This window comes from Streptomyces sp. XY006 (genome assembly GCF_002237655.1).
In the GTDB taxonomy this organism is placed as follows: Bacteria; Actinomycetota; Actinomycetes; order Streptomycetales; family Streptomycetaceae; genus Streptomyces; species Streptomyces levis.
Genome location: NZ_NOKT01000028.1, coordinates 92,474 through 114,131 on the forward strand (window position 1 = coordinate 92,474; position 21,658 = coordinate 114,131).

18 protein-coding genes are annotated in these 21,658 nt (G+C 73.5%); 9 read left to right on the forward strand and 9 right to left on the reverse strand.

Annotation, left to right across the window (positions count from 1 at the left end; all coding sequences use genetic code 11):
• Nucleotides 1–30 precede the first annotated feature (30 nt).
• The 3 genes from sucB to CHR28_RS28665 all read right to left on the reverse strand — a co-directional run bounded on the left by sucB (nt 31) and on the right by CHR28_RS28665 (nt 5,166).
• On the reverse strand, nt 31–1,857 hold the full coding sequence (gene sucB / locus CHR28_RS28655; RefSeq protein WP_094056604.1) for a 2-oxoglutarate dehydrogenase, E2 component, dihydrolipoamide succinyltransferase: 1,827 nt from the start codon (nt 1,855–1,857) through the stop codon (nt 31–33).
• 61 nt (nt 1,858–1,918) lie between these two features.
• Entirely contained in the window at nt 1,919–3,307 is a 1,389-nt protein-coding gene (gene lpdA, locus CHR28_RS28660) for a dihydrolipoyl dehydrogenase (protein WP_094056605.1), read from the reverse strand.
• 332 nt (nt 3,308–3,639) lie between these two features.
• The gene (locus CHR28_RS28665) at nt 3,640–5,166 is read right to left on the reverse strand and encodes a leucyl aminopeptidase (protein WP_094056606.1); all 1,527 of its coding nucleotides are present in this window, start codon (nt 5,164–5,166) and stop codon (nt 3,640–3,642) included.
• A 505-nt stretch (nt 5,167–5,671) separates the two neighbouring features.
• Between CHR28_RS28665 and CHR28_RS28675 the strand changes: the two genes are divergently transcribed.
• A complete protein-coding gene (locus CHR28_RS28675; protein ID WP_094056607.1) occupies nt 5,672–6,451 on the forward strand; it encodes an endo alpha-1,4 polygalactosaminidase in 780 nt (259 codons plus the stop codon).
• A gap of 31 nt (nt 6,452–6,482) precedes the next feature.
• Here the strand turns inward: CHR28_RS28675 and CHR28_RS28680 are convergent, their stop codons facing one another.
• Entirely contained in the window at nt 6,483–7,268 is a 786-nt protein-coding gene (locus CHR28_RS28680) for an adenosylcobinamide-GDP ribazoletransferase (protein WP_094056608.1), read from the reverse strand.
• Nucleotides 7,269–7,328: 60 nt separating this feature from the next.
• Between CHR28_RS28680 and CHR28_RS28685 the strand changes: the two genes are divergently transcribed.
• Entirely contained in the window at nt 7,329–8,093 is a 765-nt protein-coding gene (locus tag CHR28_RS28685) for a hypothetical protein (RefSeq protein WP_094056609.1), read from the forward strand.
• Here CHR28_RS28685 and CHR28_RS37870 read toward each other — a convergent pair.
• Entirely contained in the window at nt 7,991–8,740 is a 750-nt protein-coding gene (locus CHR28_RS37870) for a hypothetical protein (protein WP_179272592.1), read from the reverse strand. The genes CHR28_RS28685 and CHR28_RS37870 overlap by 103 nt on opposite strands.
• A 536-nt stretch (nt 8,741–9,276) precedes the next feature.
• Entirely contained in the window at nt 9,277–10,419 is a 1,143-nt protein-coding gene (gene cobT, locus CHR28_RS28695) for a nicotinate-nucleotide--dimethylbenzimidazole phosphoribosyltransferase (protein WP_094056610.1), read from the reverse strand.
• A 185-nt stretch (nt 10,420–10,604) separates the two neighbouring features.
• On the opposite strand from cobT, the gene CHR28_RS28700 reads away from it, so the two are divergent.
• Entirely contained in the window at nt 10,605–11,660 is a 1,056-nt protein-coding gene (locus CHR28_RS28700) for a class I SAM-dependent methyltransferase (RefSeq protein WP_094056611.1), read from the forward strand.
• Nucleotides 11,661–11,678: 18 nt separating this feature from the next.
• Here the strand turns inward: CHR28_RS28700 and CHR28_RS28705 are convergent, their stop codons facing one another.
• Nucleotides 11,679–12,878 carry a bifunctional adenosylcobinamide kinase/adenosylcobinamide-phosphate guanylyltransferase gene (locus CHR28_RS28705; protein ID WP_094056612.1) on the reverse strand — a complete coding sequence of 400 codons (1,200 nt, stop codon included), beginning with the start codon at nt 12,876–12,878 and terminating at the stop codon, nt 11,679–11,681.
• Nucleotides 12,879–13,109: 231 nt separating this feature from the next.
• Here CHR28_RS28705 and CHR28_RS28710 point away from each other — a divergent pair, with 231 nt between their 5' ends.
• Nucleotides 13,110–13,334, forward strand: coding sequence for a hypothetical protein (locus CHR28_RS28710; protein WP_094056613.1), 225 nt, complete (start codon nt 13,110–13,112; stop codon nt 13,332–13,334).
• 65 nt (nt 13,335–13,399) lie between these two features.
• Here CHR28_RS28710 and CHR28_RS28715 read toward each other — a convergent pair whose 3' ends face one another.
• Both CHR28_RS28715 and CHR28_RS28720 read right to left on the reverse strand, forming a co-directional pair.
• The gene (locus CHR28_RS28715; RefSeq protein ID WP_094056614.1) at nt 13,400–14,101 is read right to left on the reverse strand and encodes a class I SAM-dependent methyltransferase; all 702 of its coding nucleotides are present in this window, start codon (nt 14,099–14,101) and stop codon (nt 13,400–13,402) included.
• 83 nt (nt 14,102–14,184) lie between these two features.
• Nucleotides 14,185–14,784, reverse strand: a complete 600-nt coding sequence (locus tag CHR28_RS28720) for a DUF3043 domain-containing protein (protein WP_094056615.1) — start codon at nt 14,782–14,784, stop codon at nt 14,185–14,187.
• Nucleotides 14,785–15,099: 315 nt separating this feature from the next.
• Here CHR28_RS28720 and CHR28_RS28725 point away from each other — a divergent pair, with 315 nt between their 5' ends.
• The 5 genes from CHR28_RS28725 (at nt 15,100) to CHR28_RS28745 (ending at nt 21,570) form a co-directional block, all read left to right on the forward strand.
• Nucleotides 15,100–15,885, forward strand: coding sequence for a PspA/IM30 family protein (locus CHR28_RS28725; RefSeq protein ID WP_256984460.1), 786 nt, complete (start codon nt 15,100–15,102; stop codon nt 15,883–15,885).
• 23 nt (nt 15,886–15,908) lie between these two features.
• A complete protein-coding gene (gene pspAA / locus CHR28_RS28730) occupies nt 15,909–16,187 on the forward strand; it encodes a PspA-associated protein PspAA (protein ID WP_094056617.1) in 279 nt (92 codons plus the stop codon).
• A 187-nt stretch (nt 16,188–16,374) separates the two neighbouring features.
• Nucleotides 16,375–17,595 (forward strand): sensor histidine kinase, encoded by a 1,221-nt coding sequence (locus CHR28_RS28735; RefSeq protein ID WP_094056618.1) that lies wholly within the window; start codon nt 16,375–16,377, stop codon nt 17,593–17,595.
• A complete protein-coding gene (locus CHR28_RS28740) occupies nt 17,592–18,275 on the forward strand; it encodes a response regulator (protein ID WP_094056619.1) in 684 nt (227 codons plus the stop codon). The genes CHR28_RS28735 and CHR28_RS28740 overlap by 4 nt, the downstream gene beginning before the upstream one ends.
• Nucleotides 18,276–18,435: 160 nt before the next feature.
• Nucleotides 18,436–21,570, forward strand: a complete 3,135-nt coding sequence (locus CHR28_RS28745; RefSeq protein ID WP_094056620.1) for an efflux RND transporter permease subunit — start codon at nt 18,436–18,438, stop codon at nt 21,568–21,570.
• Nucleotides 21,571–21,658: the final 88 nt, after the last annotated feature.

Here is a 21,658-nt window from a genome sequence, read left to right on the forward strand (position 1 = left end):
CGGGGCACCGTACAGCCGTGGAACCGGAGGTCAGAGGCCGAGCTCGACCTCGAACTCGCCGGCCTCCAGGATGGCCTTGACCGCCGTCAGGTAGCGGGCGGCGTCGGCGCCGTCCACCAGGCGGTGGTCGTAGGACAGGGTCAGGTACGTCATGTCGCGGACGCCGATGACGGGGCCGTCCTCGGTGTCGATGACGGCCGGACGCTTGACCGTGGCGCCGATGCCGAGGATGGCGACCTGGCCCGGCGGCACGATGATCGTGTCGAAGAGCGCGCCGCGCGACCCGGTGTTGGAGATGGTGAAGGTCGCGCCGGACAGCTCGTCCGGGGTGATCTTGCTGGCCCGGACCTTGCCCGCGAGCTCCGCCGTGGCCTTGGCGATGCCGGCCAGGTTGAGGTCGCCGGCGTTCTTGATGACCGGGGTCATCAGGCCCTTCTCGGAGTCCACCGCGATACCGATGTTCTCGGTGTCGAAGTAGGTGATGGTCCCCTCGGCCTCGTTGATCCGGGCGTTGATCGGCGCGTGGGCCTTCAGCGCCTGGGCCGCGGCCTTGACGAAGAACGGCATCGGGGAGAGCTTGACGCCCTCACGGGCCGCGAACGCGTCCTTGGCACGGGCGCGCAGCTTCATCAGGCGGGTGACGTCGACCTCGACGACCGAGGACAGCTGGGCCTGCTCGTGCAGGGCCTTGACCATGTTGTCGCCGATGACCTTGCGGATCCGCGGCATCTTCACGGTCTGGCCGCGCAGCGGGGACGCCTCCAGCGTGGGGGCCTGCTTCGCGGCGGCCGGAGCGGCGGCGGCCGGAGCCGGGGCAGCGGCGGCGGCCTTCGCGGCCTCGGCGGCGGCGACGACGTCCTGCTTGCGGATGCGGCCGCCGACGCCCGTGCCCTTGACGGTGGACAGGTCGACGCCCTGCTCGGCGGCGAGCTTGCGCACCAGCGGGGTGACGTAGGCACCGTCGTCGGCCGGCTTGGCGGCGGCCGGAGCGGCCGGGGCCTGGGCCGGAGCCGGGGCGGGCACCGGAGCGGCCGGGGCCGGCTCGGGAGCCGGGGTGACCTGCTGCTGCGGGGCCGGAGCCGACGGCGCCTGCGGGGCCGGGGCCTGCTGCGCCGGGGCGGGCTGCGCCGGGGCGGGCTGCGCCGGAGCCGGAGCCGGAGCCGGAGCCGGAGCGGGCTCGGGCTGGGCCGGGGCGGCCGGGGCCTCCTGCGCGGGGGCGGCGGCCGGAGCGGCACCCGCCTCGCCGATGACGGCGAGCTTGGCGCCCACCTCGGCGGTCTCGTCCTCGCCCACCACGATCTCCAGCAGGGTGCCGGAGGCCGGGGCGGGGATCTCGGTGTCGACCTTGTCCGTCGACACCTCCAGCAGCGGCTCGTCGGCCTCGACCGTGTCGCCGACCGACTTCAGCCAGCGGGTGACGGTGCCCTCGGTGACGGACTCGCCGAGCGCGGGCAGGACGACGTCCGTGCCCTGGGCGGAGCCGCCGCCGGCGGCGGCGTCGGCCGTCGGGGCGGGCGCCGGGGCGGCCTGCTCGGTGGAGGGGGCGGCCGGGGCCGGCTCCGGAGCGGGCTCGGCGACCTGCTCGGCCTGCGGGGCCTGCTCGGCGGCGGGCGCGCCGCTGCCGTCGTCGATCAGGGCCAGCTCGGCGCCGACCTCGACCGTCTCGTCCTCGGCGACCTTGATGGAGGACAGCACGCCGGAGGCGGGGGAGGGGATCTCGGTGTCGACCTTGTCGGTGGAGACCTCGAGCAGCGGCTCGTCGGCCTCGACGCGCTCACCCTCGGCCTTCAGCCAGCGGGTGACGGTGCCCTCGGTGACGCTCTCGCCGAGCGCCGGAAGGGTTACGGAAACCGCCATGGTTTCGGTTGCTCCTTACGGAAAGTGCGGAAGTCTGTCGTCGCGTTCGTCGACCGAGGGGTCAGTCGTGCGCGTGGAGGGGCTTGCCGGCCAGGGCCAGGTGGGCCTCGCCGAGCGCCTCGTTCTGCGTCGGGTGGGCGTGGATCAGCTGCGCGACCTCGGCGGGCAGCGCCTCCCAGTTGTAGATCAGCTGGGCTTCGCCGACCTGCTCGCCCATGCGGTCGCCGACCATGTGGACGCCGACCACGGCACCGTCCTTGACCTGGACGAGCTTGATCTCGCCCGCGGTGTTCAGGATCTTGCTCCTGCCGTTGCCCGCGAGGTTGTACTTCAGAGCGACGACCTTGTCCGCGCCGTAGATCTCCTTGGCCTTGGCCTCGGTGATGCCGACGGAGGCGACCTCGGGGTGGCAGTACGTCACCCGCGGGACACCGTCGTAGTCGATCGGGACGGTCTTCAGACCGGCCAGGCGCTCCGCCACCAGGATGCCCTCGGCGAAGCCGACGTGCGCGAGCTGGAGGGTCGGGACCAGGTCACCGACGGCGGAGATGGTCGGCACGTTCGTGCGCATGTACTCGTCGACCAGGACGTAGCCGCGGTCCATGGCGACGCCCTGCTCCTCGTAGCCCAGGCCCTGGGAGACCGGGCCGCGGCCGATGGCGACGAGCAGGATCTCGGCCTCGAACTGCTTGCCGTCGGCGAGGGTGACCTTGACGCCGTCCTGGGTGTACTCGGCCTTCTCGAAGAAGGTGCCCAGGTTGAACTTGATGCCGCGCTTGCGGAAGGCGCGCTCCAGCAGCTTGGAGCTGTTCTCGTCCTCGACCGGGACGAGGTGCTTCAGACCCTCGACGATGGTGACGTCGGTACCGAAGGACTTCCACGCGGAGGCGAACTCGACGCCGATGACGCCGCCGCCCAGGATGATCGCGGACTTCGGCACGCGGTCCAGGACGAGGGCGTGGTCGGAGGAGATGATCCGGTCGCCGTCGATGTCCAGGCCCGGCAGCGACTTCGGCACGGAGCCGGTCGCGAGCAGGACGTGGCGGCCCTCCACGCGGCGGCCGTTCACGTCGACGGAGGTGGGGGAGGACAGCCGGCCCTCACCCTCGATGTAGGTCACCTTCCGGGAGGCGATCAGACCCTGCAGGCCCTTGTACAGGCCCGCGACCACGCCGTCCTTGTACTTGTGGACACCGGCGATGTCGATGCCCTCGAGGGTGGCCTTGACACCGAACTGCTCGCTTTCGCGGGCCTGGTCGGCGATCTCGCCCGCGTGCAGCAGGGCCTTGGTGGGGATGCATCCCCGGTGCAGGCAGGTGCCGCCGACCTTGTCCTTCTCGATCAGGGCGACGTCCAGGCCCAGCTGCGCCCCGCGCAGGGCCGCGGCGTAACCACCGCTGCCACCGCCGAGGATCACTAGGTCGAAAACGGTGCTGGCGTCGTTCGCCACGTCACGTCCTCCATGCATGTGCGCCGTGAGCCGGTCTTCTCCGACCGGCAGGCGGCTGGTGTCCGGCCGCTCGTTCTTCGGCCCTTCGGTGGGGCCCTGTCCTGCCGAGCCCCATCTTCGCACTTGTCGGCACACAAGGAGACGCCGGGCTGCTGTGTGAGACGCCCCACGTTCAGATGAGCCGCGCCCCGGCAGGGGCGGGGCTGTGTTGATCTGCGGCTCCGCGCGCGGGCGCGACCAGCGCCCCGGCAGGGGCGCGGGGAACTGCGCGACCAGCCCCCACGCCCCCGCACGCGCCGCGCCACCGGCGAGACCGGGCTCTCGGGCGGAGGTCAGCCCAGCTCGCCCGCAGCCGTCAGCTCCGCCAGCCGCACCAGCGTCCGCACGCCGCTGCCCGTGCCGCCCTTGGGCGTGTAGCCGAACGGCCCGCCCTCGTTGAAGGCCGGACCCGCGATGTCGAGGTGCGCCCAGGTGATGCCGTCGCCGACGAACTCGCGCAGGAACAGACCGGCGACCAGTCCGCCGCCCATCCGCTCGCCCATGTTCGCGATGTCGGCCGTCGGCGAGTCCATGCCCTTGCGCAGGTGCTCCGGCAACGGCATCGGCCACGCCGGCTCGCCGACCTCCTCCGCCACCTCGTACAGCGCCGTGCGGAACGCGTCGTCGTTGCCCATGATCCCGAAGGTCCGGTTGCCGAGCGCCAGCACCATCGCCCCGGTCAGCGTCGCCACGTCCACGATCGCGTCCGGCTTCTCCTGCGAGGCCGCCCACAGCGCGTCCGCCAGCACCAGCCGGCCCTCGGCGTCCGTGTTGAGCACCTCCACCGTCTTGCCGCTGTACATCCGCAGCACGTCACCCGGACGGGTCGCCGAGCCCGACGGCATGTTCTCGGCCAGGGCCAGCCAGCCGGTGACGTTGACCTCCAGGCCGAGCCGCGCGGCGGCGACGACCGCGGCGAACACCGAGGCCGCGCCGCTCATGTCGCACTTCATCGTCTCGTTGTGGCCGGCCGGCTTCAGCGAGATGCCGCCCGAGTCGTACGTGATGCCCTTGCCGACGAAGGCGAGGTGCTTCTTCGCCTTGGACGAGGTGTACGACAGCTTCACCAGGCGCGGTCCGGCCGCCGAGCCGGCGCCGACCCCGAGGATGCCGCCGTAGCCGCCCTTGACCAGGGCCTTCTCGTCGAGCACCTGCACCTTGATGCCGTGCTCCTTGGCCGCGGCCTGGGCGATCGCGGCGAACGACTCGGGGTTCAGGTCGTTCGGCGGGGTGTTGACCAGGTCGCGGGCGCGGTTGAGCTCCTCGGCGACGGCGACGGCGCGCTCGACCGCGGCCTTGTACGCCTTGTCGCGGGGCTTGCCGCCGAGCAGGGCGACCTCGGCGAGCGGCGCCTTGCCGTTCTTCGCCTTGGGGTCCTTGCCGTTCTCCTTGTACGCGTCGAAGGAGTACGCGCCGAGCAGCGCGCCCTCCCCGATCGCACCGGCGTCGGCGGCCTCGGCCACCGGCAGGGCGAAGGCGGCCTTCCGGGCGCCGGACAGGGTGCGGGCCGCGACACCCGCGGCCTTGCGCAGCGCCTCGGCGTCGTAGCCGGCGTCCTGCTCGGGCACCGCGCCCAGGCCCACCGCCAGCACGAGCGGTGCCTTGAAGCCGGACGGCGCCGGCAGCTTCGTCACCTCGCCCTCGGCACCGGAGGCGCCGAGCGTCTCCAGGACGCCGGCGAGCCTGCCGTCGTACGCCTTGTCCACGGCCTCGGCGCCCGGTGCGACGACCGGCCCCTTGGCTCCCTTGGCGACACCGATCACGATCGCGTCGGCCCGCAGACCGGGCGCCGCGGCGGTGCTGAGAGTGAGAGCAGTCACGGTGGTGAAATCTCGCTTCCGATGTGAAGTTGCGTTGGTCGAACGGTGTGGGTCGACCGGGCCCGACAGCCGACCCTATGCGGACCTCGCGGAGCGGGTCTCACGGGGCCTTTCCCGGTGCGGCGAACACTCGACGACGAGACTACGCGCGTGGCCCCGTTCGCTCATTCCTGCGGTCGTTCACCTGTCGGTGGCGTAGTGGCCATTTCCTGATCCCTCACACCGGTGAACCGGGTCACACTCGTCGGGATCCGGTGAGCGCCCTGCTCACCGCGCCCTGTACGGCACGGCGGCCGAGGAGTTCGCGCACTGCCGGCGGCTCGCCGTCGCGGCCCGGGGCGTCGGCTGCGCCACCCTCGTCCTCGACCACGGCACGGCACCGCACCCCTGCTACGCCCGCGTCGCCGACGTCCTGGTCACCTTCGAGGCCGGAGGTGCACTGCGCGGTGCCCGGAACCGGGGATCATCCTTGGGGCACCCTGCCGTACACCCTGGAGAACACCTCGTGAGACGCCCGCTGTTGCCCGTCGTGCTGCTGCTCCTGCTGCTGGCGGGCTGCACCCAGGCCCCCGACGACAAGCCCGGCCCCCGCTGGCAGCCCCGCCCCGGCACCGCCTGGCAGTGGCAGCTCAGCGGTCGCCTGGACACCTCCGTCGACGTACCGGTCTACGACATCGACGGCTTCGACCACTCCGCGGAGACGGTCGCCGAACTGCACGACGACGGCCGCAAGGTCATCTGCTACCTGTCGACGGGCGCCTGGGAGGAGTTCCGCCCGGACGCGGGGAAGTTCCCGAAGGCCGTCCTCGGCCGGGGCAACGGCTGGCGGGGCGAGCGCTGGCTCGACATCCGCCGCACCGAGGTCCTGGAACCGCTCATGGCGGCCCGTATCGACATGTGCCGCGACAAGGGCTTCGACGCCGTCGAGCCCGACAACATGGACGGCTACCGCAACGACACGGGCTTCCCGCTCACGGCCGCCGACCAGCTCCGCTACAACCGCCTCATCGCCCGCCTGGCCCACGACCGGGGCCTGGCCGTCGGGCTGAAGAACGACCTCGACCAGATCCCGGAACTCGTCGGCGACTTCGACTTCGCGGTCAACGAACAGTGCGCCCAGTACGGCGAGTGCGGGGCGCTGAAGCCGTTCACCGCGGCGGGCAAGGCGGTCTTCCACGTGGAGTACGAGGTGCCCACCGGCCGCTTCTGCGCCGAGTCCCGCCGGCTGAAGCTGAGTTCGCTGCTCAAGAAGTACGAACTGGGGGCCTGGCGGCAGGCGTGCTGAGCCCGGTGCCCGGGCGGGCGCGGGATGCCGGTCAGCCCAGCGCCAGCACGAGCAGGGACGTCGTCGCGGCCGTCTCCGCGAGCCCGCCGAACACGTCCCCGGTCACCCCGCCGAACCGCCGCGTGCAGTGCCGCAGCAGCGCCTCGGCGGCGGCGAGGGGCAGGAGCACGGCGAGCGCGGTACGAGCCGCCTCGTCCGCCCCGAGGAGGGCACCGGCCGCGACCGCCGCCACCGCCGTGACGGCGGCCGCGGCACCGAGCGCCGCCCGCACCGGCACCACGCCCGCGACGGCCGCCCCCAGCCCCTCCGGCCGCGCCGCCGGCACCCCGGCCCGGGCCGCCAGCGTCAGGGCCAGCCGGGCGACGGCCGCGGAGACGACGGCGGCGCACGCGCCCCGGGCCCAGGAGGCCTCGTAGGCCTGGGCGAGCGCGGCGACCTGCGCCAGCAGGACCAGGACGAGGGTGACGACGCCGAACGGGCCGATGTCCGACTGTTTCATGATCCGCAGCGCGTCCTCGGCGGGCTTCCCGCTGCCCAGCCCGTCGGCGGTGTCCGCGAGCCCGTCCAGATGGAGCCCCCGGGTGAGCACGGCCGGCACGGCGACGCCGGCCACGGCGGCGAGCGGCGCGCCCGCGCCGAGGAGCAGCAGCACCAGACCGACGGCGGCTGCCGCGGCACCGACCGCCAGACCGGCTAGCGGCGCGCACAGCATGCCGGCGCGCGCCGCCTCCCGGTCCCACCGCGTCACCCGGACCGGGAACACCGTGAGCGTGCCGAAGGCGAAGCGGACACCGTCGAGGGGCGAGGTTCCGGTCACCGGCGCAGGCTACCGGCCGGTCAGGAGAGCGGAGACGGGGGCCGAGGATAAAGTTCACATATGGGATGGCTGGAGCGGAACATCATCGAACCCGGCAAGCTTCCGCTGCTCCTGGCCCTCGTCGCCTTCGTCGTGACCTTCGTGATCACCCGGATGATCACCCGCCTCATCAGGGCGGGCAAGGGCCCCTTCCGCAACATCAGCGGCAGCGGCGGCGTCCACGTCCACCACGTCGTCCCCGGCGTCATCCTCACGCTCATCGGCGGCTTCGGCGCGGTCGCGGGCGGTCAGCACGGCTTCGGCTCCTGCCTGGCCGCGGTGATCTTCGGCATCGGCGCCGGTCTCGTGCTGGACGAGTTCGCCCTGATCCTGCACCTGGCGGACGTCTACTGGACCCCCGACGGCCGCAAGAGCGTGGAGATGGTCGTGCTCACGGCCTCCCTGGTCGGGCTGCTGCTGATCGGCTTCTCGCCGCTGGGCGTCGACGACCTCTCCGAGGACCAGCAGCAGAACCGCGCCACCGTCCTCGCCAACGTCCTGGTGAACTTCGCCTTCGCCCTCGTCGCCCTGTTCAAGGGCAAGCTCCGCCTTGCGCTCGTGGGCCTGGTCGTCCCGCTGGTCGCCCTGATCGCCGCCGTGCGGCTGGCCCGGCCGACCTCGCCGTGGGCCAAGCGCTTCTACCGCAACCGCCCCAAGGCGCGGGCCAAGGCCGGGCTGCGGGCCTACCACCACGACCGCCGCTGGGTGGGTCCCCGGCGGGCCTTCCAGGACTGGATCGGCGGCGCGCCCGACCCGGAGCCGGCCCGGTCCCTGGAACGCCGCTGACGCCACCGGCGCAGCTCGCCGAGCGCGCACAGCACCAGGACGGCCGTGATCGCCGCGAGGTGCTCCTTGCCGGCGAGGTTCTCCTTCACGGCCACCTCGGCCACCATCGCCAGGATCACCACCGAGGCGGTGACGTACGCGTGGTGGCGCCGGCCCAGGAACACCGCGAGGCCGACGACCGCCGCGGACGGCCCCGTGTCCACGACCCACTGGTCGGAGGCGGGCAGCCCCAGCGGCGAGTCCGGGCCGAGCCGGATGCCCAGCCGTGCGTAGAGCGTGCCCGCGAGGGTGGCGGCGTAGGCCAGGGCGAGCGTGCGCCACCGCCCCAGGCTGAGCTCGGCGAGGCCGAACACCAGCAGGATCTGGGCCAGCGCACCCCAGACCGGCAGGTCCAGCGCAGGCACGAACAGCGACAGCGGCGTGCGCAGCAGCGCGAGCCACAACGGGTCCCCGGCGCGCACGGCCCCCACGTTCTCCACGAACTGGTGGCCCCACGCCTGACGGTGCACGGCGTGCAGCACGGCCGTGAGGCACACGGCCCCGACGGCCAACGGCACGGCCCGCCACCGCCGCTCCCGCAACGGGCCCCGCACCGCCGCGAGCAACGGCCCCCATTCGGCCCGGGCCCAGCGGGCGAGCGTGTTCATCGGGTCGTCCCCGTCCGTGCGACAGCGGATGCCTGCGGCCAGTCAAGCCGACACCGTGTGCCTAGACCTTCCGGAGGCCAGGGAAGTTGACCCGAGCGTGAGTGAGGCGGCTGTCGAGAGGGCTGACACCGGGCGACCACGTCGGCGGCCGGGCCGCGTACGCTCTGCCGAGCCGGGCTGGACCGACCGCGCCACCGGCGCCCGGGCGACCGCCCCGGACGCCGGGCCGCGCCGAGCCGTTTCGACTCCGTCGGGCCGGACCAGCCGAGCCACCGGCCCCCGGGCGACCGCCCTGCCGCGCCAAGCCGTTCCGCCGGGCCGCGTCGGCCGGCCGTGCCACCGGCTGCCCGGGACACCTCCGCCGATGCCTGCCCGGCCAGATGCCTGCCCGGCCAGATGCCGGCCTGGCCCCGATGCCGGCCGGGCCCCGCGGCCTGTCCGGACCCTGGGCCCGCACCGGCCCTGCGGCCTGTCCGGCCCTGCCGGCCTGCCCGGGGTCTCTGGTCTGTCCGGCCCCGCCCGTGCTCGCTTCCCGGCTAGTTCGCCTCCCCCGTCGGCCCCACTGCCCCGGCCGGTCCCTCGGTCGCCGTCGGGTCCCCGGTCTCCGTCGGAGGCTCCGGGGTCTCCGAGTCCTCGGGCTTTTCCGGGAGTTCCGCCGCCAGGGCGGCGGCCGACTGGATCAGGGGCAGGGCCAGGAGGCCGCCCGTGGCCTCGCCGACCGTCACCCCGTGGGTGAGGAGCGGCTCCAGGGCCATCCGGTCCAGGGCCTTCGCCTGCCCGGGCTCGCCGCTGTCGTGCGCGGCCAGCCACCAGTCCGGCGCGCGGAACGCGATCCGCTGCCCGACCAGCGCGCACGCCGCCGTCACGACCCCGTCCAGCACCACGGGCAGCTTCCGCACCGCGCACTGCAGCAGAAAGCCCGTCATCGCCGCCAGGTCGGCGCCGCCCACCGCCGCCAGCAGCTGCAGCTGGTCCCCGAGCACCGGCCGGGCCCGGCGCAGCGCGTCCCGGATCGCCGCGCACTTGCGCATCCACGCCAGGTCGTCGATGGCCAGCCCGCCGCGCCCGGTCACGACCGACGCGTCGACCCCGCACAGCGCCCCGACCAGCACACCCGCCGCCGTCGTCCCGCCGACGCTCACATCGCCGAGGACGATCAGGTCCGTACCCGAGTCGGCCTCCTCGTCCGCCACCGCGACCCCGGCCCGGAACGCCGCCTCGGCCTCCTGTGCCGTCAGCGCGTCCTCGATGTCGATCCGCCCGCTGCCGCGCCGCACCCGGTGCCGTACGACGTCGGCGGGCAGGGCCTCGGGGTCGCAGTCCAGGGCCATGTCGACGATCCGCACCGGCACGCCCAGCCGGCGCGCCAGCACCGACACCGGCCGGCCGCCCTCCAGCACCTCGCGCACCAACTCCGCGGCACTGCCCGCCGGCCGTGCCGAGACGCCCAGCTCGGCGACGCCGTGGTCACCGGCGAAGAGCACCACCCGCGGCTGCTCGACCGGCCGCACGGGCACGGCCGACTGCGCCGCCGCGAGCCACTCACCCAGTTCGTCGAGGCGCCCCAGCGACCCGGGCGGCACGACCTGTCGCTCCCGGCGCGCCTCGGCGTCACGGCGGATCCCGCCGTCCGGACGCTCGATCAGATCGGTGAAGTCGTCGAGATTAAGCGAGCTCATTCGCCGAACAGTACCGGCACCGATCGAACAGCACGGCGCCACATCACCACACCGCCGGGACGACGTCGTTGCACCCGGGATCGGCATCCCATACGTTCCGGTTTGCAGCGGATTGTCGTGCGTACGGGTCGTCCCCGGCCCCCGCCGCACGTCCCCGCGTACGCCCTCGCGCCCGGGAGCCGCCCATGCCCGCCCGTCCCGCCCCCTCCGCCCCGTCCGCAGCCCACGCCCCGCACGCCACCGCACGGGTCCACGAACCGCGCCGCGACGACTGCCCCTGGTGCGGTTCCGCCCGGCTGCGCAACCGGCTGCGCACCGGTGACCTGCGGCAGTACAAGCCCGGCAGCTTCACCGTCGACGAGTGCCGGGACTGCGGCCACACCTTCCAGAACCCCCGCCTGACCGCCGAGGGCCTCGCCCTGCACCACCGGACCGTGCGCGGCGCACCGCGGGACCCGGCCAGCGACGGGCTGCTCGCCCTGCGCGGCAGCCGCGCACGGCACCGCTCGGCCGCCCGCGCGATGCGGCGCTTCGGGGAACCGGAGAGCTGGTTGGACGTCGGCACGGGCCACGCGCGCTTCCCGGCGACCGCCCGCGAGTTCTTCCCCTACACCGCGTTCGACGGCCTGGACACCACCCCCCGCGTGGTCCGCGCCCGCTCGGCCGACCGCGTCGAGGAGGCCCACGTCGGCCGTCTGACGGACCCCCGGATCGCCTCACCGCTGCGCGGCCGCTACGACGTGGTCAGCATGCTCCACCACCTGGAGGGCACGCCGGACCCGCGAGCCGAACTCCACGCGGCCCTGAGCGTCCTGCGCCCCGGCGGCCACCTCCTGGTCGAGACCCTGAACCCCCACAGCGTCTTCGCCGCACTCCTGGGCCGCTGGTGGCTCGCCTACGACCAGCCGCGCCACCTCCACCTGATCCCCCCGAGGAACCTGCGGGCCGAACTGGAGGCGGCCGGATGCACGATCGTCACCGTGGACCACCGCCCCACCCACGTCCCGCACGACCTCTCCGGAGCCCTGGCCCTGTCCCTCTCCCACGCCCTGCCGGCACCCGACACGCCCTGGCGAGCGATCCCGCCGCCCCCGGTCCACCGCCACGCCCGTGAGGTGCTGCTGCGCGCGGGCATGCCCCTGGTCGCCCTGGCGGCGACGGCCGACCACCTCATCGCGCCGGTGGCCCGCCGCACCCGCTTCGCCAACGCCTACCGGCTGATCGCCCGCGCGGCCCCCTGAGCGCGGGGTCCGGGCCCGTCAGCGCTTCAGCACCAGGGCCTGCCCCGCCACGACCAGGAGCACGTGCTCGCACTCGTCCGCGAACCCCGCGTTCAGCCGCCCGAGTTCGTCCCGGTACCGCCGGCCGGACGCCGTCGCGGGCACGATCCCCGACCCCACCTCGTTGGACACGGCGACCACCGTCCGGCGCGTGGCCCGCACCGCCTCGGTCAGCTCCCGCACCCGCTCCCGCAGCACCTTCTCGCCCCGCTCCGCCCACACCGCGTCGTCCCACGCCCCGGCCGCGTCCATCGCGTCCGTCAGCCACAGCGACAGACAGTCGACGAGCAGCGGCGGCCCCTCCGCCTCCAGCAGCGGCACCAGATCACAGGTCTCCACCGTCTGCCACGAGCCGGGCCGCCGCTCCCGGTGCGCGGAGACCCGCGCCGACCACTCCGTGTCCCCGTTGCGCGACCCGCCCGTCGCCACGTACAGCACGTCCGGGAACGCCGCGAGACGCCGCTCGGCCTCCACCGACTTCCCCGACCGCGCCCCGCCCAGCACCAGCGTCCGGCGCGGCACGTCCGGCACGTCCTCGTACGCCCCGACCGCCAGCGTCGCCCCGTCCGGCACGGCCCGCGCCCCGGCCGCCGCGAGCCGCCGCCCGAGTTCGGGGCCCGGCGGCACGTCGTGGTCCAGGTGCACGGCGACCACGTCCGTCGTCGGCCCGACCGCCCCGACGGCCCGCAGCTTCGCCAGCGCGTCCGGCCGCCCCACGACGTCCAGGAGCACCATGTCGTACGGCTCGGCCGGCTCCTCCAGGCCCGCCGGCGCCCCGCCCGGCGGCAGATACAGCAGCCGCTGCCCCTCCGGCCCGCTCACCGCGTACCCCGTGCCCGGCGCGTCCAGCGCCACGGCCCGCACCCGGTGCCCGGTCAGCAGCGTCAGCTCCCGTCCGTCGGGCACCCGCCCCGGCTGCGGCAGCCCCGCCGGCACCTCCACCGCCGGGCCGTCGTGCGGATGCGACAGCAGCACCTGCCGTACGCCGGTCAGCGAACGGCCCGCGCGCGCCGCGGCGAACGCCGCCCCGGGCGTCAGGTCGAGCAGCAGCACCCCGTCCAGGAGCAGCGCGGTGGCCGCCCGCGCGTCCGGGCCCACAGCGGCCGCGCAGACCGCGCAGGGACAGTCGGGGCGGGGAAGTCCCGCGGGTGCACCGGTGCCGAGCAGAGTCAGTTCCACGCCCCGATTCTCACCCGTGGCCCTGTGACACGCGTGTCGGCGGTGTCCCCGAAGGGGCGCGGGGAACCGCGCGACCGGCCCGCACGACCCGCACCGGCCCGGCCACCGGACCGTCCGCACACCCGGCCACCTGTCCCGCCCCACCCCGTGGAGCGCATAGGCTCGGATCAGGAGCCGGACCGAGATCCGGCTTTTCGCTGTGCAGTGTGCTCACACACATGGGAGGCGTACATGGCGGCATGGACGTGGCGGTTCGAGAAGACCGACGGGACGGAGGTCGAGCCCGCGGTGCCGCTGGAGGATTTCCCCACGCAAGGGGACGCCGAGTCCTGGATCGGGGAGCACTGGAAGGCGCTGAAGGAGGGCGGCACCGACCAGGTGCGGCTGTTCGAGGACACCACGGAGATCTACGGCCCGATGAGCCTGCACGAGGCGGAGGCCGAGGCCGAGGCGTGAGCCGGGGGCGGGGGCCGGCCGACGGCCCTCGCCCACCCCCCCGTTCGTCCGGAACGCCGGTGCGATCAGCCCCGTACGCCGCACAGGTGCAGCAGCGCCGCCACCCCGCGGTACGGATCCGTCCGCCCGGCCCGCTCCTCCACCGCGAGGAGCGTCTCGACGTCCTCCGGGACCCCGGCGCCGTCCGCCGCCGTGTCGGTGAACACCCGCACCCCGTACCAGGCGTGCAGCGGCGCCCCGATCCCCGCGAGGGTCGCCGTGAGGTCCTTCAGCCGGTCGGCGCGCACGTCGAGTCCCAGCCGGTTGCGGTAGGAGACCGTGTCGAACGCGGCCAGCGCGCCCGCCCAGTCGCCGGACAGCCCCGGCCGCAGCGCGAGCGCGTCCCCGTTGCGCACGAGGAGCGACAGCAGCCCGCCCGGCGCGAGCATCCGGGCCAGACCCGCCAGCAGCGGGTCGGGCTCCTCGACGTACATCAGCACGCCGTGGCAGAGCACCACGTCGAAACTGCCGGGCAGGAAGTGCACGCCGGTGTCCCGGCCGTCCCCCTCGATGATCCGCATCCGCTCCCGGATGCCCTCCGGTTCCCCGGCGAGGGACTCCCGGGCCGCGGCGATCATCGTCGCGTCCTGCTCCAGACCGGTCACCTGGTGCCCGGCCCGGGCCAGCCGCAGCGCCTGCGTGCCCTGGCCCATCCCCACGTCCAGCACCCGCAGGCGCTTGCCGACCGGGAACCGGCCGACTATCTGCTCGTCCAGCTGGCGGGCCACCAGCTCCTGCCGGACGACATCGCGCAGCCCGCCCAGCCGGTCCAGCCAGGCCTGTGCCGCACCCCCGGAGAACGGCGTCGTGGTCAGGGCCGCTCTCCGCGCTTGACCTGCGGCTTCGGCAGCCGGAGCCGGCGCATCTGGAGGGAGCGCATCAGGGCGTAGGCGACCGCGCCGCGCTTGTTCTCACCGGCGAAGCGCTCGTTCAGCTGCTTCTTCAGGCGGAAGGCCGTGACGAACGAGTCGAGCACGATCAGCACGATCACCACGAGCCACAGCAGCAGCGCGATGTTCTGCAGCGACGCCACCCGCACCATGCTCAGCACGAGGATGACCACGGCCATCGGCAGGAAGAACTCCGCGATGTTGAACCGCGAGTCGACGAAGTCACGCGCGAACCGGCGCACCGGCCCCTTGTCACGCGCGGGCAGGTACCGCTCGTCGCCGCTGGCCAGCGCCTGACGCTGCCGCTCCAGCGCGACACGGCGCTCCTCGCGCTGGCGCTTGGCGGCCTCCTTGCGCGTCATCGACGTGTTGGCCACGCTGCGGCGCTGGCTCTGGGCCTGGCTGCGCTTGGGCGTGGGGCGGCCCTTGGGGGCCTGGGGATCGCGGGGCTGCTTGGAGAAGTTCACCGGCGCCTTGTCGGCGTCCTGGGCCTTCTCATCCTTCGCACGGCTACGGAACACAAAACCCAAGGGTAAGGGCTTCCGGGCATGGACCCCAGCCCCGTGGGGAACGATCCGGCAACACCAGTCGTCAGTAAGGGGACAGAGGGGACGTTGCGTACGCACCCGGCCGTTCCCGGGACGTACGCCCGGGAGACCCCGGGGACCACCTACTCCCTACGCCGGAGCGGGAGCGCACGCAGTCGTCCTTGGGGATGAGCGCATCCGTCCCCGAACAGTGCGGTAATGGATGCAGGGCCCGTACTGTGGGTTCTGTCGCTGGAGCTGGAACCGGAGTCGGTCAGAAGGGGGCGCGCGAAGCCCATGAGCGGTGTCATGAAGCGTATGGGGATGATCTTCCGCGCGAAGGCGAACAAGGCCCTTGACCGGGCCGAGGACCCGCGCGAAACCCTCGATTACTCGTACCAGAAGCAGCTGGAGCTGCTCCAGAAGGTGCGCCGCGGTGTCGCCGACGTGGCGACCAGCCGCAAGCGCCTGGAGCTCCAGCTGAACCAGCTGCAGTCGCAGTCCACCAAGCTGGAGGACCAGGGCCGCAAGGCGCTCGCGCTGGGCCGTGAGGACCTGGCCCGCGAGGCGCTCTCCCGCCGGGCCGCGCTCCAGCAGCAGGTGACCGACCTGGAGACCCAGCACGCGACGCTCCAGGGCGAGGAGGAGAAGCTCACCCTCGCGGCCCAGCGGCTCCAGGCCAAGGTCGACGCCTTCCGCACGAAGAAGGAGACGATCAAGGCGACGTACACGGCGGCCCAGGCGCAGACCCGCATCGGCGAGGCCTTCTCCGGCATCTCCGAGGAGATGGGCGACGTCGGACTGGCGATCCAGCGCGCCGAGGACAAGACGGCCCAGCTCCAGGCCCGCGCCGGCGCGATCGACGAACTGCTCGCCTCCGGCGCCCTGGACGACCCCTCCGGCATGCACAAGGACGACATCCAGGCCGAGCTGGACCGGCTCTCCGGTGGTACGGATGTAGAGCTGGAGCTGCAGCGCATGAAGGCCGAGCTCGCCGGCGGTACGAGCGGTGGGCAGCAGGCCATCGAAGGTGGCACGGGCCAGCAGCAGTCCCAGCAGCAGCCGCAGGACACCCCGCGCTTCGACAAGCAGTAGGGGCCCACGCCTAGGAGGGCGACATGATCGTACGGATCATGGGGGAGGGGCAGGTGAGGCTGGCCGACGGCCACCTCGCCGAGCTGAACAAGCTGGACGACGAGCTCCTGGCGGAGATGGAGAACGGCGACGGCCCCGGCTTCCGCCGCACCCTGCACGCCCTCCTGACCCGGGTCCGCGACCTGGGCGACCCCCTCCCCGACGACTCCCTGGAGCCGTCGGAGCTGATCCTGCCGTCTCCCGACGCGACCCTGGAGGAGGTCCGGGAACTGCTCAGCGACGACGGCCTGATCCCGGGGTGACGACCGCGGGCACACATGCCGCTCGGGGCGGCACGGGTGGGCGCCGGGGGTACCCCCCGCTCGCGATCGAAGAGCTCGGCGGAGGCGGGAGGCACCCCGCCGCGCCGGGTCGCGTCGACGCCCCGGCCCCGGCCCGGACGGCCGGCACCTCACACGGCCGCACCCGCCCCGGCTACCGTGAACACCCGTGAGCACCCTCGCGCGGGCCCGCTGCCGGGCCAAGGCGCACCCCCTGGCCGTGGACGCCGTCCTCGCCGCAGCCGTCCTGGTCTGCATGGTCGCCGGCTCGTTCGTCGAACCCCGCCACCGCGACAGCGTCAGCTGGGTGCTGCGCACCCCCGACCCCCTCAGCCTCGTCCTCATGGCCCTCGGCGCCGCCGCCCTGGTCTTCCGCCGCCGTGCCCCGATGACCGTCCTCGCCCTCACCGGCGCCGTCTCCGTCCTCGAGTCCGTCACCGGCGACCCCCGCGCCCCCGTCGCCATGTCCGCTGTCATCGCGCTGTACACCGTCGCCTCCACCACCGACCGCCCCACCACCTGGCGGGTCGGGCTGCTCACCATGACCGTGCTGACCGGCACCGCCATGGCCGCCGGCGGCCTGCCCTGGTACGCCCAGGAGAACCTCGCGATCTTCGCCTGGACCGGCATCGGCGCCACCGCCGGCGACGCCGTGCGCAGCCGCCGCGCCTTCGTGCAGGCCATCCGGGAGCGCGCCGAACGCGCCGAGCGCACCCGCGAGGAGGAGGCCCGGCGCCGGGTCGCCGAGGAGCGCCTGCGCATCGCCCGGGACCTGCACGACGTCGTCGCCCACCACATCGCCCTGGTCAACGTCCAGGCCGGGGTCGCAGCCCACGTCATGGACAAGCGCCCCGACCAGGCCAAGGAGGCCCTCGCCCATGTGCGCGAGGCCAGCCGCTCCGCGCTGAACGAGCTGCGCGCCACCGTCGGCCTGCTCCGCCAGTCCGGCGACCCCGAGGCCCCCACCGAGCCCGCCCCGGGCCTGGACCGCCTCGACGAACTCACCGGCACCTTCCGCAACGCCGGCCTGCACATCGAGGTCGCCCGCGCCGACCAGGACACCACCCTGCCCGCAGCCGTCGACCTGGCCGCCTACCGGATCATCCAGGAGGCCCTCACCAACGTGCAGAAGCACGCCGGGCCGCAGGCCAAGGCCGAGGTCAGCGTCGTGCGGGTCGGGCCGAACATCGAGATCACCGTCCTCGACGACGGCACAGGCGAGGGCGAGACCCCGCACGACGGCGGCGGGCACGGGCTGCTCGGCATGCGCGAGCGGGTCACCGCCCTGCGCGGCACCCTCACCACCGGTCCCCGCTACGGCGGCGGCTTCCGCGTCCATGCCATCCTGCCCGTCAAGAGCCGCACATCCACCGGGGAGGACCCCGCATGACCATCCGTGTCCTGCTCGCCGACGACCAGGCGCTGCTGCGCAGCGCCTTCCGGGTGCTCGTCGACTCCGAGCCCGACATGGAGGTGGTGGGCGAGGCCTCCGACGGCGCGGAGGCGGTCCGGCTGACGAAGGAGCAGCGCGCGGACGTCGTCCTGATGGACATCCGGATGCCCGGCACCGACGGACTCGCCGCGACCCGCATGATCAGCGCCGACCCCGCCCTCGCCGGTGTCCGCGTGGTCATCCTGACGACGTTCGAGGTGGACGACTACGTCGTGCAGTCGCTGCGCGCCGGCGCCTCCGGCTTCCTCGGCAAGGGCTCCGAGCCCGAGGAACTGCTGAACGCCATCCGGATCGCGGCCGGCGGCCAGGCCCTGCTGTCCCCGGCCGCCACCACCGGACTGATCGCCCGCTTCCTCGCCCAGGGCGACCCGGCCGACGAGAACCGCGACCCCGCCCGCGGCGAGCGGCTCGACTCGCTCACCGTCCGGGAGCGCGAGGTGCTCGTCCAGGTCGCCGGCGGCCACTCCAACGACGAGATCGCCGAGCGGCTGGAGGTCAGCCCGCTGACGGTGAAGACGCACGTCAACCGCGCCATGGCCAAACTGGGCGCCCGCGACCGGGCCCAGCTGGTGGTCATCGCGTACGAGTCCGGCCTGGTCCGTCCAAGGGTGGAGTGAACCCGCCCCGGCCGTACTGCGGCCGGAGTACGCGCCGCACAGGGAACGGGACCTGGGGCCTACGGAACAGGCTCCGGCCATGGCTCAGGGTGTAGGGGCGGGCGCTCGTCTGCGCGCCCGCTGCCGCTTCTGCCGTTAAACAGAAGAGAGACCCTGACCCATGTCCTGGCTGTCGAGATTCAGCCTCGCCCAACGGGCCCTGATAGGGCTGATGTCGATCATCGCGCTCGTCTTCGGGGCGATCGCGATACCCCAGCTCAAGCAGCAGCTGCTGCCCACCATCGAACTGCCCATGGTGTCCGTGCTGGCGCCGTACCAGGGCGCGTCGCCGGACGTGGTCGAGAAGCAGGTCGTCGAACCCATCGAGGACAGTCTCGAAGCCGTCGACGGCATCAGCGGCGTCACCTCCACCGCCAGCGAGGGCAACGCCGTGATCATGGCGTCCTTCGACTACGGCAACGACACCAAGCAGCTGGTCGCCGACGTCCAGCAGGCCGTCAACCGGGCGCGTGCGGTGCTCCCGGACGACGTCGACCCGCAGGTCGTCGCCGGCTCCACGGACGACATCCCGACCGTCGTCCTCGCCGTCACCTCCGACCGCGACCAGCAGGCCCTGGCCGACCAGCTCGACAAGACGGTCGTGCCGGACCTGAAGGGCATCGACGGCGTCGGCCAGGTCACCGTCGACGGCGTGCGCGACCTCCAGGTCACCGTCACGCCCGACGACGTCAAGCTGGCCAAGGCCGGTCTGACCACGCAGTCCCTCGCGCAGGCGCTCCAGGCCGGCGGCGCGACCGTCCCGGCCGGCTCCTTCGACGAGGACGGCGCCAACCGCACCGTCCAGGTCGGCGGCGGCTTCACCTCGCTGCGGCAGATCCAGGACCTCAGGGTCACGGGCGAGCCCGGCAAGGGCGAGCCGGTGCGCCTCGGCGACGTCGCCACGGTGAAGCAGCAGCAGGCCCCGGCCGACTCCATCACCCGCACCGACGGCAAGCCCAGCCTCGCCGTCGCCGTGACGATGGACCGCGACGGCAGCGCGGTCGCCATCTCCGACGCCGTCCAGGACATGCTCCCGGACCTGCGCGAGGACCTCGGCTCCGGCGCGACCCTCACCGTCGTCAGCGACCAGGGCCCGGCCGTGTCCAAGTCCATCAAGGGCCTGACCACCGAGGGCGCCCTCGGTCTGCTCTTCGCGGTCCTGGTGATCCTGGTCTTCCTGGCCTCGATCCGCTCCACCCTCGTGACGGCGGTGTCCATCCCGCTGTCCGTGGTCCTCGCCCTGATCGTGCTGTGGACGCGCGACCTGTCGCTGAACGTCCTCACGCTGGGCGCCCTGACCATCGCCATCGGCCGGGTCGTCGACGACTCGATCGTGGTCCTGGAGAACATCAAGCGCCACCTCGGCTACGGCGAGGAGCGCCAGTCGGCCATCCTCACCGCGGTGCGCGAGGTCGCGGGCGCGGTGACGTCCTCCACGCTCACCACGGTCGCCGTGTTCCTGCCGATCGGCCTGGTCGGTGGCGTGGTGGGCGAGCTGTTCGGTTCCTTCAGCCTCACGGTCACGGCCGCGCTGCTGGCGTCCCTGCTGGTCTCCCTGACGGTCGTCCCGGTGCTGTCGTACTGGTTCCTGCGGCCCCCCAAGGGCACCCCCGAGGACGCCGACGAGGCGCGCCGGATCGCCGAGGAGAAGGAGGCCAGGAGCCGCCTGCAGCGGATCTACGTCCCGGTCCTGCGCTTCGCGACCCGCCGCCGCCTGACCAGCGTGGCCATCGCGGCCGTCGTCCTGGTCGGCACGTTCGGCATGGCGCCGCTGCTGAAGACGAACTTCTTCGACCAGGGCGAGCAGGAGGTCCTCACGGTCAAGCAGGAGCTGAAGCCCGGCACCAGCCTGGCCGCCACCGACGCCCAGGCGAGGAAGGTCGAGAAGCTGCTCGCCGGCACCGAGGGCGTGAAGGACTACCAGGTCACGGTCGGCTCGTCCGGCTTCATGGCGGCCTTCGGCGGCGGCACGGACACCAACCAGGCCTCGTACCAGGTGACGCTGGAGGACTCGGCGTCCTACGAGGGCGTCCAGGACCGCATCGAGAAGGGTCTCGCCGGCCTGAAGGGCATCGGCACCACCACCATCGCCGCCGGTGACGGCTTCGGCTCCCAGGACCTGAGCGTCGTGGTGAAGGCCGCCGACGCCGGCGTCCTGCGCACGGCGGCCGAGGAGGTCCGCAAGGCGGTCGCCTCCCTCGACGACGTCACGGACGTCACCAGCGACCTGGCCTCCAGCGTCCCGCGCATCTCGGTCAAGGCCAACGACAAGGCGGCAGCGGCCGGCTTCAGCGACCAGACCCTCGGCGCCGCCGTCGCCCAGGCCGTCCGCGGCACCACCACGGCCAAGGCGGTCCTGGACGACACCGAGCGCGACGTCGTCATCCGCTCGGCGAAGCCCGCGCAGACCCTGAAGCAGCTGCAGAACCTGCGCCTGGGCGGCACGGTGAAGCTCGGCGACATCGCCACGGTGAAGGTGGTCGACGGCCCGGTCTCCATGACCCGCATCGACGGCCAGCGCGCCGCCACCGTCACGGCGAAGCCGACCGGGGACAACACCGGCGCGGTCAGCACCCAGCTCCAGTCGAAGATCGACGCGCTGAAGCTCCCGGACGGGGCCACGGCGTCGATCAGCGGGGTGTCCGAGGACCAGGACGAGGCGTTCGCCAACCTGGGCCTGGCGATCCTGGCGGCCATCGCGATCGTCTTCCTGCTGCTGGTCGGCACCTTCCGGTCCCTGGCCCAGCCGCTGATCCTGCTGGTCTCCATCCCGTTCGCCGCCACCGGCGCGATCGGCCTGCTGGTGGTGACCGGCACCCCGATGGGCGTCCCGGCGCTGATCGGCATGCTGATGCTCATCGGCATCGTGGTGACCAACGCGATCGTGCTGATCGACCTGATCAACCAGTACCGCAGGCAGGGCCACGGCATCGTCGAGGCCGTCATCGAGGGCGGCCGGCACCGGCTGCGGCCCATCCTCATGACCGCCCTGGCGACCATCTTCGCCCTGCTCCCGATGGCCCTCGGCATCACCGGCGAGGGCGGCTTCATCGCCCAGCCGCTGGCCGTGGTGGTGATCGGCGGCCTGGTCACCTCGACGCTGCTCACCCTGCTGCTGGTGCCGACGCTGTACGCGATGCTGGAACTGCGCAAGGAGCGCCGGGCGAACAAGCGCGCGGCCAAGCGCGCGAAGAAGGCGGGGGACACCTCCGGCGCGACGCCGTCCCCGGACGAGCCGGAGCCCGCGTCCGTCTGACCGCGAGCCGGCTCCTCGCCGGGCCCGCACGGCGGGTCCGGCTCCAGGCCGGGTGCCGAACCGGAAGCAACGGTTCGGGACCCGGCCT

Excerpts from the sequence above, each read along its gene's own strand:
- sucB (WP_094056604.1), bottom strand. The coding sequence starts at position 1,857 with ATGGCGGTTTCCGTAACCCTTCCGGCGCTCGGCGAGAGCGTCACCGAG.
- CHR28_RS28685 (WP_094056609.1), top strand. The coding sequence starts at position 7,329 with ATGGGATGGCTGGAGCGGAACATCATCGAACCCGGCAAGCTTCCGCTG.
- CHR28_RS37870 (WP_179272592.1), bottom strand. The coding sequence starts at position 8,740 with ATGAACACGCTCGCCCGCTGGGCCCGGGCCGAATGGGGGCCGTTGCTC.
- cobT (WP_094056610.1), bottom strand. The coding sequence starts at position 10,419 with ATGAGCTCGCTTAATCTCGACGACTTCACCGATCTGATCGAGCGTCCG.
- CHR28_RS28700 (WP_094056611.1), top strand. The coding sequence starts at position 10,605 with ATGCCCGCCCGTCCCGCCCCCTCCGCCCCGTCCGCAGCCCACGCCCCG.
- CHR28_RS28710 (WP_094056613.1), top strand. The coding sequence starts at position 13,110 with ATGGCGGCATGGACGTGGCGGTTCGAGAAGACCGACGGGACGGAGGTC.
- CHR28_RS28725 (WP_256984460.1), top strand. The coding sequence starts at position 15,100 with ATGAAGCGTATGGGGATGATCTTCCGCGCGAAGGCGAACAAGGCCCTT.
- pspAA (WP_094056617.1), top strand. The coding sequence starts at position 15,909 with ATGATCGTACGGATCATGGGGGAGGGGCAGGTGAGGCTGGCCGACGGC.
- CHR28_RS28740 (WP_094056619.1), top strand. The coding sequence starts at position 17,592 with ATGACCATCCGTGTCCTGCTCGCCGACGACCAGGCGCTGCTGCGCAGC.
- CHR28_RS28745 (WP_094056620.1), top strand. The coding sequence starts at position 18,436 with ATGTCCTGGCTGTCGAGATTCAGCCTCGCCCAACGGGCCCTGATAGGG.